This is a genomic window from Virgibacillus natechei (assembly GCF_026013645.1).
GTDB classification, from domain to species: domain Bacteria; phylum Bacillota; class Bacilli; order Bacillales; family Amphibacillaceae; genus Virgibacillus_L; species Virgibacillus_L natechei.
The window spans coordinates 3539152-3556404 of sequence record NZ_CP110224.1; the positions used below are offsets into that span (position 1 = coordinate 3539152).

The window sequence follows — 17253 nt, forward strand, 5'->3', positions numbered from 1 at the left end:
ACATTCTATTGGAAATTCAACATATTTTCAGATAATTTAGGTTACAGAAAAACGAATTTCATCCCTCCAACTTCAATACTGTTTCATTTTCTTTGAAATTATTGCTTCCACCATCATATAAAAAGTCCTGAATAAGTAAGTAAACCATTGCTCCAATTAGTATAACGATTGCAAGGAGCACCGTCGTGAAAAGGGTTATAAGAGCTACTTTCAATGCTTTAAAACCTTTCGGACCTAGCCATGTAATTAGCTTATCTTTCGCGTTTTCAATCATAAATGAATACTCCTTCATACGTTAATTCAGCCGAACATTATACACTATTTACTTAGAAAATTTGGTTGTTACCAAGCCTTTAGGTAACAGCCAAAAGAAAAAAGCTATCGTAATAGCTTTTTTCACTTCTTATTTGCATCATGGATTCTTATCTTTCCCGATCCCACGGAAATCCAGTGCCGAATAATTCAGCTAATTCCTTGGATTGATCCCTTCGTTCTCTACGATGTTTTGCACGTTCAGGAGCCTGTTCATGAAGCATTTTTTCATGCTCTGCCTCTGGGTAAACACCTGGGACAGGGGTTGGCTTTCCTTCGTCATCTATCGCAACAAACGTTGTAAAAGCAGTTGTACAGACTTTTCGCTCTCCTGTCAGCAGATTTTCTGTAACGGCCTTTATAAAGACTTCCATCGATGTATTGTGTGTCCAGGTTACAAAAGCTTCCAAACAAATGGAATCTCCTTCTTTTACTGGCGCCAAAAAATCTACAGAATCTGTTGATGCGGTAACAACGAGCTTTCTGGAGTGTCTTACAGCAGCTATTGCTGCCACATCATCTATATAGGCCATTAATTTTCCTCCGAACAATGTACCATGACTATTCGTATCCGGTGGCAGGACATGTGATGTTTTTACTGTTAACGATTCCCAACAAGGCTTTTTTTCTGCTTCCATGTTATGTTCCTCCTATATATAAGGTGATATAAGTAGTTTTACCCCAAATATTATAATTATAATATGGGGGAAATTAAGTGAGAAACCGATTCTTTGAAACGAATCCCCAATGAACGTTTACTATATAACTTTGGTGTCATTTGTGTCGATAACAATATATCCTCATTAAACAAGTCAACCAATCGTTGTGTCACTTCTTTATCATATAAAAAGGCATTTATTTCAAAATTTAAACGGAAACTTCGTACGTCAATATTGGCTGTACCAACAGAGGAAATGTTGCCATCTACTACAATTGTTTTGGCGTGCAGGAACCCATTCTGATAAATATAAACGTCAGCACCTGCTTTTAGCAAATCACCAACAGAGGATAAGGTTGCCCAATACACAAATGGATGATCCGGTTTATTCGGAATCATTAATTTCACATCAACACCTGATGCTGCTGCAATTCGAAGTGCATCTCTTAAGCTTTCATCCGGAATAAAGTAAGGTGTTTGAATATAAATATAGTCCTTTGCTTCCATAATCATTTTGATATAGCCTTGTTTTATTTGTTCCAACTCCGAATCTGGGCCGCTTGATACAATTTGAATCCCTACATCACCAGATGGAACTGCATCATAAAAACGTTCTTCATATAAAATATCATTTCGTGATGCTTGATTCCAATCCAAGATAAACCTTGTTTGCATATTGCGAACAGCATCCCCATATATACGCAGATGTGTATCACGCCAGTATCCAAATTTTTTCTTTTTTCCAAGGTATTCGTCACCTATGTTAAAGCCACCGATATAGCCTACCTTCCCGTCAATAATTGCCAATTTTCGATGGTTCCGGTAATTAATTTTAAAATTTAACTTAGCTATCTTCGGTGGAAAAAACGCTTCCACCAAGATGCCCACACTTCGCAAGCGTTTAATGCTTTTGCTTTTTAATGATCGTGAACCCATATCATCATAAAGAATACGAACCTCTACACCTTCCTTAGCCTTTTTTATCAGCTCATCTGCAATACGCTGTCCCAATTGATCGTCTCTAATTATGTAATATAACAAATGAATATGATTCGTTGCATGCTGAATATCCTGGATGAGTGCATCAAATTTAGCTGCACCATCGGTATAGATGTCAACATCATTATCATGGGTGAAAATGGCGTCATCATTTCGTAAATGTAAATAAAAAAGATTCTCGTATTTAGCTATTTCTTCATGCTTGTACTTGAAACTCCCTTCTCTAAGGGCACGCATCTGATAATCCACAGCACTTTTTACGCCTAATCTACTTTTCGTATCCCATGTGAAAATACGCTTGTTACTTATTGGTCTTCCAAAAATTAAATAAAATATAAATCCTGCAATTGGGATGAATAGCAATACCATTAACCAGGCCCAGACAGAGCTGGCATTCTTTTTTTCTAGAAATATGATAGAAAAACCTAAAATGATATTAAAAATAATGATAAATCCTAATAAAAACGTATATGCTTCCATATAAAGTCACCTCTCAAAAGCCACATTCCTTCTTCATTTACTACTTATCATAGCATAAAATTAGGCTTTACATTGCATTCATTTTCTAATGTAAATACATTAACGTATTTTATGCTTCCCTAATTTGACAAAAGAAAACACACCTATAAACGAAAATGTATAGGCATGTTTATAATAGTAGAATTTTTATAATAAATTTAAAGCCTGGTCTAGATCCTCCCAAATATCTTCCCACGCCTCTAGTCCGACTGATAAGCGAATTAGCTCATCCGTTATCCTCATTTCTTGGCGTGCCTCTTCTGGAACAACTGCGTGGGTCATCGATGCTGGGTGTTGGATTAATGTCTCGGCATCCCCAAGACTTACAGCAATTTTTAAAAACGATAATTTATTTAGGAATTGTTGTGCTTCTACTTTTCCACCATGAATTTCAAATGAAATCAATCCCCCACCACGCTTCATTTGCTTCTCTCGAATTGGATAATCCGGATGGCTTTCATCACCTGGATAGTAAACGTTGGCTACTTTTGAATGATTACGTAGTTTTTCAAAGATTTTCTCTGCATTATCACAATGCCTATCCATGCGAATGGGGAGTGTTTTTAGCCCTCTTAATAAAAGCCAGGCATCAAACGGAGAAATAATCCCGCCCATATCCTTTTGCGTTGTCATGGCAACCGAATCAAGAAAATCTTTTTTACCAGCAACCAAACCTGCGACAACATCACCATGTCCGCCGATGTACTTTGTCGCACTATGAACAACCACATCACATCCCTGTTCAAGGGGACGCTGTAAATATGGAGAGGAGAACGTATTGTCAACAACAACGGGAATATTATATTCCCTCGCCACCTCTGCAACCATCTGCAAATCAATTAATTTCATTGTCGGATTTATCGGTGTTTCTACATATATACAAGTTGTTTCAGGTTTGATCCGTAAGCGAATTCCCTCTTTTGATTCCATTGCGGAAAAGTCATGTGTAATATTGTATTTATCATTCATCATGGTTAATAAACCAAATGTGCAGCCATACAAACCCGAAGAGCACAATACATGATCACCTGTTTTGGTTAAGGCAATTAATACAGCAGATACAGCGGCCATCCCTGAACCGAAGGCAAGTCCTCGTTCTCCCTTTTCCAGTGCCGCTATCCTTTCTCCCAAAACTGTGACCGTTGGATTTCCCAGGCGAGAATATGCATATCCCTCTTCTTCTCCTGCAAAACGGCGCTCCCCTTGTTCTGCTGATTCAAATGTATAAGTGGATGTTTGAAATAATGGTGTGGCAAGACTTCCAAGCATCTTCTGAGAATCATACCCTTCATGAATAACCGTTGTTTCAAAACGTTTATGCTTTTTTGACATAGAAAACGACCCCCATTCGCGAATTCTTCTCCATAGCATTCTACATCCTACTATAATCTATAAAACTAATTTTTGAAAGCGTTTTCTAATAATCAAAAAAAATGCTGCTTAATTGCTTTACTCAACTATTCCTTCTAAACTAAATCTATTTAGGTGAGGGGGATCATATGAATAACAATCAAACTAGAAATGGAATTATCGTTACAATCGCGGCATATTTATTATGGGGATTTCTGCCAATCTATTGGAAGCTAGTCGAAGAGGTCCCAGCCGGCGAAATATTGGCACATCGGATTGTCTGGTCATTTATATTAATGATCGGCATTGTCCTGATTTTACGCAAATGGACTCCTTTCATACAAGAATGCTTTATCATTTTCAAAAACAGGAAAAGACTGCTTGGCATAACACTCGCCTCTCTTTTTATTAGTTTAAACTGGCTAACTTTTATATGGGCGGTTAATAGCGATCATGTTATTCAAGCAAGTTTGGGGTATTATATTAATCCGCTTATTAGTATTGTACTCGGTATTGTTGTACTAAAAGAAAGTGTCACAAGAAGACAAGTCGTCTCTTTTATTTTTGCAGGTATCGGTGTATTATACTTAACGTTTAGTTTTGGAGTTTTTCCATGGGTTTCACTACTTCTAGCACTTACTTTTGGGGTCTATGGACTACTTAAGAAAATGGTTAATGTCAGTGCGATATATGGTTTAACCATCGAAACAATGATTATAACACCAATCGCTGCTATTTATTTATTTTCAATACCAGAGCGTTCGGTTACATCCAGTTCTTTGATTTCACCTGAAAATTTGTTATTGATTGGAGCTGGAGTTGCTACTGCAGTACCGTTGCTGTTATTTGCAAGTGGGGCTAAGAAAATCCCATTAGCTATGGTAGGCTTCCTGCAATACATTGCTCCGACGATCATGCTGATTCTTGGTGTGTTTTTATACAATGAACCATTTACATCCGCACATATTGTTGCATTTCTTTTCATTTGGTCTGCCTTATTCATTTATATGGGATCTACATACAGGCGTCCAATGCGGCATTCTTAGAGAATATGTGCGTGGTTATAAATGCGACGCAGTGACAATTCATTTGCAAACGCTGGTTGAGAGCAGAGATTCGCTACGGAAACACATTTCGCTTTCCGCGGGCGGCTGGTGAGCCTCCTTGTGCTACGCACTGCGGGGTCTCACCGAGGCCTTTCCTCCCGCAGGAGTCTTCATGTGTTTCCTCCGCTGGGTGTTCCGGTTACTGTCGCTAAATTGCATTCGTAATCAATATTCAAAACATCCAACCACCTCACCAGTTCGTGTGAGCGAAGAGCAGTGACTCCTGCGGGAACAAATGTTTTCGGTGGGGCGAGCATTTACGCGCAGTCCCAAAGGTTTTCGGTGGACGAGTAAGCGCAGTCCCAGCCCCAGCACGTGTCCGAAAACCCCGCAGGACTATCCTAAGGAAGGTCGACTAAAACCGTTCTTTGCGAACAACGTCGACCCACCCTTTGCCAGGACAAGACCGTGCTCGCGGAAAGCATCCGCCCGGAGCGATCCCAAACGGCGTTTATAACAAATACTTATAGCAAACAGTAGTTACGTCGTCTTCTATAGACTGTGCGTCAAAACAACTATTTTTAGAAAACAGCATTATTTTCTAAAAGTGGTTGACAAATGAATGATTGAATACTATACTATTCAGTAATTTACAAATTCAATCTCTTATCAAGAGTGGCGGAGGGATTAGGCCCTGTGATGCCCGGCAACCAACAAAGCAAGCTAATTTGCTTTTTTAGGTGCTAAATCCTACAGATCAACCATTGATCTGGAAGATAAGAGGAGGTTCGGTTACATATACGCCCTCTTCTTAGGAAGAGGGTTTTTTCATTCATCTCCCTCTCCACAGTACGACAGCGTAAAAATCTATAAAAAACTCAAGGAGGAATTATTCATGTCTAACTTTCATCTTCACAATCCAGAAACCACTTTACTTCACGGTGGACAAGAACCGGACCCAACTACTGGATCGAGGGCCGTTCCTATTCATCAAACAACATCATACGTATTTCGCGATACGGAACACGCTCAAAATTTATTTGGGTTAGCAGAGCCAGGGAACATCTATAGCCGTATTATGAATCCGACTGTTGACGCTTTTGAAAAACGCGTGGCAGAACTTGAGGACGGGATTGGTGCTGTAGCAACTTCATCTGGTATGGCCGCAATCACACTATCCATCTTAAATATTGCCAGTACAGGTGATGAAATAATTGCTGACAGTAATCTATATGGTGGTACGTATAATCTTTTCGCAAATACATTGCCACGTTACGGCATTAACGTAAAATTTGTGGATGGAACGGATCCGGAAGCAATTAAAGCAGCAATTACAGATCATACAAAAGCTATTTTTGGAGAAATTATTACGAACCCTAGCCTGAATGTATTTGACGTGGAAACAGTTGGTAAAATCGCTCATGAAAACAATCTCCCGTTGATTATTGATAATACCTTTGCACCATATATTACAAAGCCGCTCACGTGGGGTGCTGACATTGTTGTTCATTCCGCAACAAAATGGATTGGCGGACATGGCACAACAATAGGTGGTATCGTCGTAGACGGTGGCAGGTTTGATTGGAGTAACGGTCGATTCCCTGGTTTTACGGATCCTGACGAAAGCTATAACGGCCTTCGTTACGCAGACCTGGGATCAGCAGCTTTTGGGACAAAACTCCGGGTGCAGCTACTGCGTGATATCGGTGCATCTCTCAGTCCACAAAACGCATTCTTATTACTCCAAGGTTTAGAGACCTTGCATTTACGTATGGATCGTCATAACAATAATGCAAAAGAGGTCGCAGCGTATTTACAAAAGCATCCAGCTGTAGAATGGGTTAATTTTCCTGGGCTCGAAGATCATCCATCCCACCAGTTAGCTAAAAAATACTTTGCTGACGGTTTTGGTTCCGTGATTACTTTTGGTATTCAAGGCGGCCGTGATGCTGGAAGAAAGTTGATTGATAATGTAACGCTCTGGTCCCATGTTGCTAATGTAGGTGATGCGAAATCGTTGATTATTCATCCTGCATCAACAACACATCAGCAGTTAAGTCCAGAAGAATTGAAACAAAGTGGTACCACGGAAGAATTAGTCCGCTTATCCATCGGCATTGAATCCACATCGGATATTTTAGCTGATTTAGATCAGGCAATTGCCACAGCTGTTAACCAGCCTGCTCAATTCGAAGCAACCGAAGAAGATACCATTAAATGGTTACTTTCCTCTCCATTTGATCGGAAAGATGGAGCAGTCCGGAAAAAGGTAATTGCTACTGCAGTTCGTGCAGGTGATAGAATTGGAGAAAATGCGAAAAAGTTGGAAGCATTAGGGTTTAACGTTATTACAATTAATGAAGATACAAAACTGGATGACAGTGTTGCAAATGAAGTTGATGCACTATTGTTGGGCAATCTGCAACTGCCACAATCTACACTTGACGAATTTGTTAATAAACAAGGGAAAATTGTATGGTCTGAAGATGCTAATAACCAGACACTCATTAACGCAAAATCTGCAGGCCTAACGGTTATTTCAAACAAAGATCCTTATGAAGAAGCAATCCGAATTCGAAATAACCATACAGTAAATGTTCCTGTAGAAGTATAAAAAAAGGGGGAGGAGATGATCCTCTCTCTATTTTTTCATGTGGATTTTTCACATGATAATAGCATGTCGCAGCTTGTTGATTTTCACCATACAAATTTTTTAGGTTTACCTTTTTTCATAACGGGAAATAGGATATATGTTATGATTATATATCGCCTTTTATTAAGGCGATTTTTTAGTATGATTACAATGTGGAAGGCGTATATTAAGATAAGCACCAAAATCATTTAGATGTACGTCCCACGTTCTCCAATAAAACATTTACATTACCATTAAGAAATACTTTCGAAATCACTTCATACATGAGACAATTTATTACGTTGATGTATATAATATAACAACCTAGGTGTGGTAGCATGAAAAAGAAAAATTTTATAATTGCTTTTATCGTTTTTCTAATTGGAGCGGGTATTTTTATTTGGATAAATCAATCATCCGCAAACCTTAATAATATTGCGATTCCTGAAGACGAGCAAACGGCATTACAGCAACACGAAGAAGAAGAGGAACATATAGAAGAAGAAACCGATAATACAGATGAATCGCAGGAAGAAGAAGAAAATACCGAAGAAAATCAGTTCTCAACCATTTTTACAGAAGCTGTTCAAGGCACGATTGATTTCTTTACCAATGGAGATTCACATGTCGTTGCTATTGGTGATTCCCTCACACAAGGAGTTGGAGCCAGCCATGAGCAAGGAGGCTATGTCGGAATATTGGATCGCACAATCAACGCGGAGGATCAAATTGTTTCGTTTGATAATTTTGGAATACGTGGTAACCGGTCTGACCAGCTATTGGAACGCTTGGATAATCCAGAACTTTCTACAGCTATTGAAGACGCAGACACCGTATTAATAACCATCGGGGCAAACGACATTATGAAAGTGGTCAGAGAAAATTTCACGAACTTAAATATTGAAGATTTCGCAGAGGAACGAAATATTTATGAAGAAACACTGGATCAAATATTTACTAAAATAAAAAACATAAATCCAAATACAGAAATTTACTTATTAGGCTTTTATAATCCTTGGGATGAATATTTTCAAGATATTGAAGAACTGGGTATAATCGTTGAAGAATGGAATAATACGGGAAATTCATTTGCAGAGGAAAATGAAGATATAACTTTTATTCCTATGGTGGATGTATTTGAAAATGCAGAAGAACATTTATTCGCAGATGATAATTTTCATCCAAATGATCTTGGCTATCAACGTATGGCAAGTAGAGTATTGGATTATTTGACTAACCAAGAAGGATGAGCGCCATGACAGAAAGAAAAGAGTTTCATCAAAATAAAAGTAAATGGAAACGATTATTTTATGGGTTATTAATCTTTAATATCGCTTTCCTCCTAATCATCACTGCGCTCATTTTCTGGCCGGTTTCGCAAACAACCTACCCATCAAGCGATCAGCAGGATGAACAGGAAAGCTCCGAGTTTACTGTTCGAACAACAAAAGAGAATTTAAACGACTTGGTCAACGCCTATATCGATCAGGCATTAGTAAATACGAGTCATCAATATAGTATTTCCTTTGAAGAAGATGTCGAATTGGTTGGAGAGTTACCTGTTTTTTCTACTACCGTCCCTCTCTCTGCTCATTTAGAGCCGATTGTACAGGATAACGGGGATCTCGTTTTAGAACTACGATCCATTTCATTAGGGTTATTGGAATTACCGAATCAACGCATCATGGGATATATGGAAACACATCTGCCAATGCCCGAATGGGTCAGCATCAACCCACAAGATGAAGAAATTTATGTTGCTGTTACGGACATAGATGTAAGAAGTAACTTTGAAGTTAGTGTGGAGAATCTGGATCTAGAAGCCAATAACCTGGCATTTAATATCCGTATTCCGTATCGCACCTTAGGCATTGATCCAATAGAAGATTAATGATAAATGCTAACATTTGACTAGCACCCCGAATACATGTAAACACTGGTGGAAACCATTACGAGCTACGGTAGCTTATCTTAAAGTTTTGTAGGTATAGTTAGTAGGGTATATAGGAGTACGGAAGAAGTGGTTTAAGAAAAAAAGATGAGGTGATTAATATTGTCTGATTTTGGAGGATTTTGGATTCGGTTTGTAGGTCTTATTCTTGATAGCATTCTTATAAGTAGCTTAATTTTTTTGGCTATTGCTATTTTCAATTTGGATACGGCAAGCCAAGCGGTGCAAACAGGTGAAGGAATAGCAAGCCTGTTATATTTCATATTGGTTCCAGCACTTTGGTATGGCTATACCATCGGTAAACGCATCGTTGGGATTCGAATTGCGAAAACGGATGGTACGAAGGTTACCATTGGCACGATGTTGCTTCGTTATTTTGTTGGCGGTCTTGTATATAGTCTTTCACTTGGCCTTGCATTCATCGTATCTGTTTTCATGGTAGCTATACGTGAAGACAAACGAGCGATTCATGATTTCATCGCGGGCACTTATGTGACTTATAAGAAAGCGTGAACCAACTTAATTTGTTAGAAGACCTGGCATTCGTTACTTAATTTTGCTGAACTAAAACGATCACATGATTATTTTAGTTCAGCTTTTTTTACTGATATATTTCCCCGCTAGTATAGTTTCCTATGCAATAAAAAAAGAACCTATACAACTAGTGTATAGTTCTTTTTATCTGATGACAAATTGTTTTACCTTTGTAGATAATAATATTAAAAATGATTGCTTCGGCAATGTTTGTTCATCCTCTTGCCTTATTTCCTCCGTGTTCATGACATCATAAGGGTAATCCCCAAGTTTCCCTTGATAGATCAACTGCATACCATCATGTGTTCTTAGATCGGTTGGTGTGATAAAACAGGTTGGCTTTGATAGTTGAAATGCTTCTATATCTCGTAAAACCCTTACTACAAATTCAGAACAAAATAATGCATTCTTGCGATTAAACTCAATTTGCAATAGAACCCCAATAAGACCAATAAAATTATATTTATAATTGTCTTTTTCCATTTCTATTTCTTTAATATTACGTATAACAGATGCGCAATCCGCTTCTGTAATCGTGTAACTGTAAATAGCACAATTCGACTTCTTTAAAAAATCACTGCGAATATCTTCCTTTACAAAGCCACCAATAAATGGATTTTTGGGTTGTTTACGCCCAAAGCTATATACCTCTTGTAATTCAGGGTCAAAACCAATCGAAACATGATTTAATGATTGATTTGTACAGTAATTTATTGCTTTTGACAGATATGTTCCTGTGTCCGTAAAAAGAAAATAAATTGTTCTATCTCCCATGAGATCCCCCCTCCACGACCCCTATTTAATCATGATACTTCATTTTCACACATTGTTATTAAAAAATACAGTATTTTTTAAAAAAGGATGTTAGATCAATTATATACGCTGTTATCTATTACATTGTTCAGCCCCATCCCTGATGATAAACCAGTATACGTTGACGAAACTGCTTTGATACCGTAAACTTGTAAGAAGTATATTTATTTTTTAATGGAGGAATTTCACAATCAATGATAAATGTTTCTAATGTAAGTTTACAATATGGCGATAAGAAGTTATTTGAAGATGTTAATTTAAAATTCACCCCTGGTAACTGCTATGGACTAATTGGTGCAAACGGCGCTGGAAAATCCACTTTTCTTAATGTGCTATCGGGTGAAGTAGAGCCGCAATCTGGACACATTTCTTTATCCCCAGGTGAAAGACTTGCTGTATTGAAGCAGGATCACTTTGCTTATGAGGAATATGAAGTTCTGGAAACCGTCTTAATGGGTCATGAAGATTTATATAAAGTGAAGCAAGAAAAAGATGCAATCTATATGAAACCTGACTTCTCAGAAGAAGACGGCATGCGTGCTGCTGAGCTAGAAGGTGAATTCGCTGAGATGAACGGTTGGGAAGCCGAATCAGATGCTGCAGTGTTATTAAAAGGTCTAGGAATCGATGAATCCCTCCATACGGAAAAAATGAGTGAGTTAACAGAAGGCCAAAAGGTCAAAATATTACTAGCCCAAGCTTTATTCGGCAGTCCTGATATTTTATTACTGGACGAACCGACAAACGGTCTGGATATTCAAGCCATTCAGTGGTTGGAAGAATTTCTCATCAACTTTGAAAACACAGTCATCGTCGTTTCCCACGATAGGCACTTTTTAAATAAAGTATGCACACACATTGCTGATGTTGACTATGGGAAAATTCAAATTTTTGTCGGGAACTATGACTTCTGGTATGAGTCAAGCCAACTTGCTTCCAGAATGGCACAGGAATCCAACAAGAAAAAGGAAGAGAAAATTAAAGAACTGCAAGCTTTCGTTGCTCGGTTTAGCGCCAATGCCTCGAAATCCAAACAGGCAACATCACGTAAGAAATTACTGGATAGTATCACGCTTGATGATATTAAACCGTCATCACGTAAGTATCCTTATATCGCTTTTACACCTGAGCGGGAAATCGGCAATGACTTATTACGTGTTGAAGGTTTAACCAAAACCATTAACGGTAAAAAAGTACTGGATAATGTGAGCTTTATCATGAACAAAGATGATAAAATCGCATTTGTTGGAAAAAATGACATTGCCAAAACGACACTATTTAAAATTATAATGGGTGAAATGGAGCCAGATGCTGGCACCTATAAATGGGGCGTAACAACATCTCAATCCTATTTCCCTAGAGATAATAGCGCATTCTTTGAAAACAATGACATGCCATTAGTTGAGTGGCTTCGTCAATATTCTCCAGAAGATCAGACCGAAACATTTTTACGCGGTTTTCTTGGAAGAATGTTGTTTTCTGGTGAAGAAGCACTGAAGAAAGCAAATGTGCTATCAGGTGGCGAGAAAGTTCGTTGTATGCTATCAAAAATGATGCTCAGCAATGCGAATGTGCTCGTACTGGATGAACCAACAAACCATTTAGATTTGGAGTCCATTCAATCGTTAAATAATGGCTTAATCAAATTTACAGGGTCGATTCTGTTTACGTCACATGACCATCAATTCATCGAAAGTGTCTCGAATCGTTTAATCGAGATCACGCCAAATGGCATTGTAGATAAAGAAATAAGCTATAACGAATATATAAATGACAACAAGCTACAGAAACAGTTAGAAGAAATGCATGCTAGTTAATGGAAAAGAGCGCTATCCTGGTGGGATAGCGCTTTTTTGATTGTGGTGTTTTTTAAGGAAATACGAAGTAGAGAGCTTGCTGATTTTGTACCATAACAGCATGACTACGCGCGGTCGATTGAATAATTTCATGAAGTGGTCAGGTTGAAGAAGCGGGAAACAAAAGAGGAATCGGGTATAGATTTTGAGATCATAAAGTTTTGTGGAATATTTCAAAACGTTAAGCGCTCTATAACGAACACCCTTTTTTTAGGAAAACCAATAGGAGGAGAATTAACAACCAGTCCTGAAAGCTTGGAAGTAGGTTATTTTCCAATTAATAAAGCATTGGAGATGGTAACCGTGAAAAATTTCAGGCAGAGAAGTAGAGTATTGTTTAAACGAAAATATACAACCTTTTTGTATTGAGTTTTAATGTGGTTAACGCAAAACTGGAGGGTGTTGGCAGGAAATTTGAATCAACGAATGAATCAAGAATTAATGAGACAGAATTTATGTTAGACAAAGTAAATAAAATGGAAAAAGAAATTTATAATTTTTAAAAAATAGACTAGGAGTACTTAGATAAGGATGCGGTACTGACCCCCGAAAGTTAGAGTAGAAAAATCTAACTTTCGGGGGTGTTTTTATGGCTAAATATAGTGAAGAATTTAAAATTAAACTTGTCACTGAGTATTTGCATGGGAATCTGGGATATAAATTATTGGCAAAAAAATACAATATGCCTTCTCAAACACCATTACAAGATTGGGTAAGAGCCTATAAAACTCAAGGGATGGAGGGGTTAAAACGAAGAAAAAGGAAAGAAGCATACTCTGTTCAATTTAAATTAGATACTGTACAATTTATGTTAGAGACAGGTGCTTCTTATCAGGAAACTGCTGATCAATTTAAATTGAACAATCCTTCATTAATTAACCATTGGATGAAAGTATTTAATGAACAAGGAATAGAAGGCCTGAGACCAAAATCAAAGGGGCGACCTTCTATGTCTAAGAAACACAATAAACCTAAGAAGAAAGACGAGAAGAATTTAACGCGTGAAGAAGAGTTGAAACATGAGAATGAACTACTAAGGCTAGAAAACGCGTATCTAAAAAAGCTAAAAGCTTTTCGGGAAAATCCGAATGCCTTCCACGAAAAGTTCAAGCAAAGCTGGCATTCGAGCTCAAACAAGAAGGATTCAGATTAAAGGATATTCTCGTAGCAGTGGATATTCCTGAAGCAACCTATCACTACCATGTCAAAAACTTTGAGAAAGAAGATTCGGAAACAGAACTAAAAGAACTCATTACAAACCTGTTTAAGAAGTTTCATGAACGTTATGGATATAAACGAATTACGAAAGAATTAAAGAAATTAGGACATTGTATTAATCATAAAAAAGTGTATCGCCTGATGCAAGAATTGGGGTTAAAATGTGTAAAGTTTATGCGCAAATCCCGTAAATACAATTCCTACAAAGGGAACGTAGGGAAAGTAGCGAAAAACCGACTAGCACGTCGTTTCAGCACACCAATCCCCCTTCAAAAATTAGTAACCGACATTACGGAATTCAAATGTCTAGGCGAAGAGAAATTATATTTAAATCCAATTCTTGATCTTTATAACCGAGAAATTATTGCGTTTGAAATCAAGAAACGTCCAACATTTGATCTTGTCATGAAACCTTTAAAAGAAACGATAGAGATAATAAAAAGTCGTGCAACCTATCGGACCACCATCCATTCTGATCAAGGTTGGCACTATCAGCACAATCAATGGGTGAGAACATTAAAAAAGAACAACGTATTTCAAAGTATGTCACGCAAAGCAACCTGCGCAGATAATGCGCCGATAGAGAATTTCTTTGGGATTTTAAAGCAAGAAATGTATTATGGGGAAGAATTAGTAAGCTATGAAGAATTAAAAAGACGGATTGAAGAATATATCTACTGGTACAATCATGAACGTTCAAAAGAAAAAATGGATGGATTGAGTCCAGTTGAGTACCGAACTCAATCCATCCAATCAGCTGCATAATAAAACTCTAACTTTTGGGGGTAACCACCTGCGCACTCTTTTTTCTTGTACAGGATAGATTTACCTATTCGACAGCTACAGTTACCATTCGGTTGTCAGTTATCATCGTTCATGCCAAATTTATCAGCGCTCCCCACATTCACCACCCATCTCTCCCACACCAAAAAACGCCCCTTCCACTAAAAGAGAGCGTCCTTCACATTAATTTTCCCCGCCACTTTTTCCAGCATTTCTTTCGTCATCTTATCCATATCATACTTCGCCTTAAACCCCCACTCATCTCTTGCGGCGGAAGAATCGATGCTATTTGGCCAGCTGTCTGCAATCTGCTGTCTAATTGGGTCAACGTTATAGAACAATTCAAATTCCGGAATATGCTTTTGAATGGCATATTTAAAGTCCTCTGGTGTTGCGGATATTGCTGTAATATTAAATGCATTACGATGCACGAGCTTGCTTGGGTCTGCTTCCATCAACTCGATAATGGCATCCAGGGCATCTGGCATATACATCATGTCCATACACGTATCCTCGCCAATATAAGAAGTATATGCTTGTGTTTTAATTGCTTCATAGTAAATCTCGACGGCATAATCCGTTGTCCCGCCACCTGGAGACGTCACATGTGAAATTAACCCTGGGTACCTGACACCACGTGTATCTAGTCCATAGCGATAATGATAATAATCACAAAGTAATTCACCAGCTACTTTGTTAACGCCATACATCGTAGTTGGACGTTGTAATGAATCCTGTGGTGTATTATCCTTCGGTGTTGACGGTCCAAACGCCCCAATAGAGCTCGGTGTGAAAAATTGCAAATCAAGTTCCCGGGACACCTCCAGTGCATTAACAAGACCCCCCATATTTAAATCCCATGCTACTTTAGGCATCGCTTCTGCATTTGCAGATAATAGTGCAGCTAAATGCATAATGGTATCGACATTATGTTCCTTAGCTACGGAAAATAATCGACCCGAGTCTGTGACATCAACGACTTCAAACGGAACTTCTTCCGCTTCATCCCCTTTTCGTATATCTGTTGCAATCACATTCGACATTCCATACGTTTCTCGTAATTTCCCCACAAGCTCTGAACCTATTTGGCCTCGAGCCCCTGTAACTAAAATCTTCTTCATATTTTAAGTCCCCTTTAAGCCTTCTGAATAACATGCTTAAATGAAGCCCATTTCCTTCCCAATTTTTTCGTAACTAGCAATAGCCTCGTCAAGCATACCCTTCGTGTGTTCTGCTGTTGGCATGTTACGAACACGCCCCGTTCCACGCGGCACAGTTGGAAATACGATTGCCTTCGCATAAACGCCTTCCTCATATAAACGTTTACTGAACTTTTGTGTTTCCTTTTCATCACCAATAATAACTGGGGTAATTGGCGTTTCACTATTTCCTATATCAAAGCCTAATTCTTTCAATCCTTCTTTTAAGTAATTACTGTTTTTCCATAGCTTTTCATTCAAATCTGTACTTTCCATTAGTAGCTCAATTGCTTTCGTACTTGAAATGGCGTCTGCTGGTGAAACTGCAGTAGAAAACAGAAATGGACGTGAGCGTACTTTCAGCCAATCAATAAGATTTTCTTTCCCAGCTACATACCCACCGATAACGCCGATTGCTTTGGACAATGTTCCCATTTGCATATCAACTTTATCCTGCAGGCCGAAATGTTTTACGGTACCAGCACCTTTTCCAAGCACCCCAGATCCATGTGCATCATCTACATAGGTAATTAGGTCAAATTCTTCTGCGATATCAACTATTTCTGGAAGCTTTGCAACATCACCATCCATGGAGAACACACCATCTGTTATAACCATTACTTTATTATATTGGCCGGATTCCACTGCTTCTTTCGCTTTTTGGCGAAGGTCATCCATATCCGAGTGATTGACACGAATGATTTTAGCTTTAGATAGACGGCAGCCATCAATAATGGACGCATGATTTAATTCATCGGAAAGAATTGCATCATTTTTATCCATGACTGCAGAAATTGCTGCCATATTACAGTTAAATCCGGACTGATAGGATATAGCCGCTTCTGTTCCTTTAAATGCTGCAAGCTTTTTTTCTAAATCAATATGAATATCCAATGTGCCATTTATCGTACGAACCGCTCCTGCTCCAACACCATATGAATCAATAGCATCTTTTGCCACCTTCTTTAGACGATCGTCAGTTGTAAGACCTAAGTAGTTATTTGATGAAAGATTAATTGATTTCTTCCCGTCAATTGTGATCATTGCCCCATTAGCACCTTGAACGGAATCAATTTCATTATATAGTCCTCGTTTTTTTAAGTCGGTAATATTTTCATTTAAAAAAGTATCCAACACTTTACTAGTCATATTTTTATTTCCCTCCAACATGTAAGCGCTTTACTTATAGTTTAACATAAAAAACGTGGATTGTTACCCGAAATAAATGTACGAAACGTAATAATACCATTTTCGTTAACTCATTCACTTTTAGAAAACTTGGCTTATTATTTCTATGTTTGCAAGATTTACATGTACTTTTTCAGAAAAATAGATGGTGATTTTCTACTATTTTTATTATACTATTTATAGAGAGTAAAAGTT

General features: G+C 38.1%; 14 protein-coding genes, 2 pseudogenes and 1 riboswitch. Of the genes and pseudogenes, 9 read left to right on the forward strand and 7 right to left on the reverse strand.

Features of this window, described 5'->3' with window-relative positions; translation table 11 throughout:
* Window positions 1-58: 58 nt before the first annotated feature.
* The 4 genes from OLD84_RS17670 to megL form a co-directional block, all read right to left on the reverse strand.
* Window positions 59-274, reverse strand: a complete 216-nt coding sequence (locus tag OLD84_RS17670; RefSeq protein ID WP_209462941.1) for a hypothetical protein — start codon at window positions 272-274, stop codon at window positions 59-61.
* A 148-nt stretch (window positions 275-422) separates the two neighbouring features.
* Complete coding sequence (locus OLD84_RS17675) at window positions 423-950, reverse strand: acyl-CoA thioesterase (RefSeq protein ID WP_209462940.1); 528 nt, start codon at window positions 948-950, stop codon at window positions 423-425.
* Window positions 951-1006: 56 nt separating this feature from the next.
* Complete coding sequence (gene cls, locus OLD84_RS17680) at window positions 1007-2449, reverse strand: cardiolipin synthase (protein ID WP_209462939.1); 1443 nt, start codon at window positions 2447-2449, stop codon at window positions 1007-1009.
* Between the two features lie 186 nt (window positions 2450-2635).
* Window positions 2636-3820, reverse strand: coding sequence for a methionine gamma-lyase (gene megL, locus OLD84_RS17685; RefSeq protein ID WP_209462938.1), 1185 nt, complete (start codon window positions 3818-3820; stop codon window positions 2636-2638).
* 167 nt (window positions 3821-3987) lie between these two features.
* On the opposite strand from megL, the gene rarD reads away from it, so the two are divergent.
* The 5 genes from rarD (at window position 3988) to OLD84_RS17710 (ending at window position 9980) form a co-directional block, all read left to right on the forward strand.
* Window positions 3988-4884, forward strand: coding sequence for an EamA family transporter RarD (rarD, locus tag OLD84_RS17690; RefSeq protein ID WP_209462937.1), 897 nt, complete (start codon window positions 3988-3990; stop codon window positions 4882-4884).
* A gap of 663 nt (window positions 4885-5547) precedes the next feature.
* Window positions 5548-5667: riboswitch (SAM riboswitch) on the forward strand.
* Window positions 5668-5779: 112 nt separating this feature from the next.
* A complete protein-coding gene (locus tag OLD84_RS17695) occupies window positions 5780-7498 on the forward strand; it encodes an O-acetylhomoserine aminocarboxypropyltransferase/cysteine synthase family protein (protein ID WP_209462936.1) in 1719 nt (572 codons plus the stop codon).
* Window positions 7499-7854: 356 nt separating this feature from the next.
* Complete coding sequence (locus tag OLD84_RS17700) at window positions 7855-8766, forward strand: GDSL-type esterase/lipase family protein (RefSeq protein WP_209462935.1); 912 nt, start codon at window positions 7855-7857, stop codon at window positions 8764-8766.
* Window positions 8767-8771: 5 nt separating this feature from the next.
* Window positions 8772-9407: a YpmS family protein gene (locus tag OLD84_RS17705; RefSeq protein WP_209462934.1), complete on the forward strand. Its 636-nt coding sequence runs from the start codon at window positions 8772-8774 to the stop codon at window positions 9405-9407.
* Between the two features lie 162 nt (window positions 9408-9569).
* Window positions 9570-9980 carry an RDD family protein gene (locus OLD84_RS17710; RefSeq protein ID WP_209462933.1) on the forward strand — a complete coding sequence of 137 codons (411 nt, stop codon included), beginning with the start codon at window positions 9570-9572 and terminating at the stop codon, window positions 9978-9980.
* A 165-nt stretch (window positions 9981-10145) separates the two neighbouring features.
* On the opposite strand, the gene OLD84_RS17715 is transcribed toward OLD84_RS17710, so the two are convergent.
* Complete coding sequence (locus OLD84_RS17715) at window positions 10146-10775, reverse strand: hypothetical protein (protein WP_209462932.1); 630 nt, start codon at window positions 10773-10775, stop codon at window positions 10146-10148.
* 233 nt (window positions 10776-11008) lie between these two features.
* On the opposite strand from OLD84_RS17715, the gene OLD84_RS17720 reads away from it, so the two are divergent.
* The 4 genes and pseudogenes from OLD84_RS17720 to OLD84_RS17735 all read left to right on the forward strand — a co-directional run.
* Window positions 11009-12631, forward strand: coding sequence for an ABC-F family ATP-binding cassette domain-containing protein (locus OLD84_RS17720; RefSeq protein WP_209462931.1), 1623 nt, complete (start codon window positions 11009-11011; stop codon window positions 12629-12631).
* Between the two features lie 153 nt (window positions 12632-12784).
* Window positions 12785-13046, forward strand: a pseudogene (locus tag OLD84_RS17725) (NUDIX hydrolase); the annotation flags it as partial.
* Between the two features lie 213 nt (window positions 13047-13259).
* Window positions 13260-13823, forward strand: coding sequence for a helix-turn-helix domain-containing protein (locus OLD84_RS17730; protein WP_264917241.1), 564 nt, complete (start codon window positions 13260-13262; stop codon window positions 13821-13823).
* Window positions 13769-14653: pseudogene (locus OLD84_RS17735) on the forward strand (IS3 family transposase); the annotation flags it as partial. The gene OLD84_RS17730 and the pseudogene OLD84_RS17735, both read left to right, overlap by 55 nt.
* A gap of 179 nt (window positions 14654-14832) precedes the next feature.
* On the opposite strand, the gene OLD84_RS17740 reads toward OLD84_RS17735, so the two are convergent.
* The gene (locus tag OLD84_RS17740; RefSeq protein ID WP_209464027.1) at window positions 14833-15792 is read right to left on the reverse strand and encodes an L-threonine 3-dehydrogenase; all 960 of its coding nucleotides are present in this window, start codon (window positions 15790-15792) and stop codon (window positions 14833-14835) included.
* A gap of 36 nt (window positions 15793-15828) precedes the next feature.
* Window positions 15829-17019 carry a glycine C-acetyltransferase gene (locus OLD84_RS17745; protein ID WP_209464028.1) on the reverse strand — a complete coding sequence of 397 codons (1191 nt, stop codon included), beginning with the start codon at window positions 17017-17019 and terminating at the stop codon, window positions 15829-15831.
* Window positions 17020-17253 lie beyond the last annotated feature (234 nt).

Bases quoted from the DNA above. Each gene is read 5' to 3' on its own strand.
- OLD84_RS17720 (WP_209462931.1), top strand. From the start codon at position 11,009: ATGATAAATGTTTCTAATGTAAGTTTACAATATGGCGATAAGAAGTTA.
- OLD84_RS17705 (WP_209462934.1), top strand. From the start codon at position 8,772: ATGACAGAAAGAAAAGAGTTTCATCAAAATAAAAGTAAATGGAAACGA.
- cls (WP_209462939.1), bottom strand. From the start codon at position 2,449: ATGGAAGCATATACGTTTTTATTAGGATTTATCATTATTTTTAATATC.
- OLD84_RS17670 (WP_209462941.1), bottom strand. From the start codon at position 274: ATGATTGAAAACGCGAAAGATAAGCTAATTACATGGCTAGGTCCGAAA.
- OLD84_RS17700 (WP_209462935.1), top strand. From the start codon at position 7,855: ATGAAAAAGAAAAATTTTATAATTGCTTTTATCGTTTTTCTAATTGGA.
- megL (WP_209462938.1), bottom strand. From the start codon at position 3,820: ATGTCAAAAAAGCATAAACGTTTTGAAACAACGGTTATTCATGAAGGG.
- OLD84_RS17675 (WP_209462940.1), bottom strand. From the start codon at position 950: ATGGAAGCAGAAAAAAAGCCTTGTTGGGAATCGTTAACAGTAAAAACA.
- OLD84_RS17715 (WP_209462932.1), bottom strand. From the start codon at position 10,775: ATGGGAGATAGAACAATTTATTTTCTTTTTACGGACACAGGAACATAT.
- OLD84_RS17695 (WP_209462936.1), top strand. From the start codon at position 5,780: ATGTCTAACTTTCATCTTCACAATCCAGAAACCACTTTACTTCACGGT.
- OLD84_RS17740 (WP_209464027.1), bottom strand. From the start codon at position 15,792: ATGAAGAAGATTTTAGTTACAGGGGCTCGAGGCCAAATAGGTTCAGAG.
- OLD84_RS17730 (WP_264917241.1), top strand. From the start codon at position 13,260: ATGGCTAAATATAGTGAAGAATTTAAAATTAAACTTGTCACTGAGTAT.
- OLD84_RS17745 (WP_209464028.1), bottom strand. From the start codon at position 17,019: ATGACTAGTAAAGTGTTGGATACTTTTTTAAATGAAAATATTACCGAC.
- rarD (WP_209462937.1), top strand. From the start codon at position 3,988: ATGAATAACAATCAAACTAGAAATGGAATTATCGTTACAATCGCGGCA.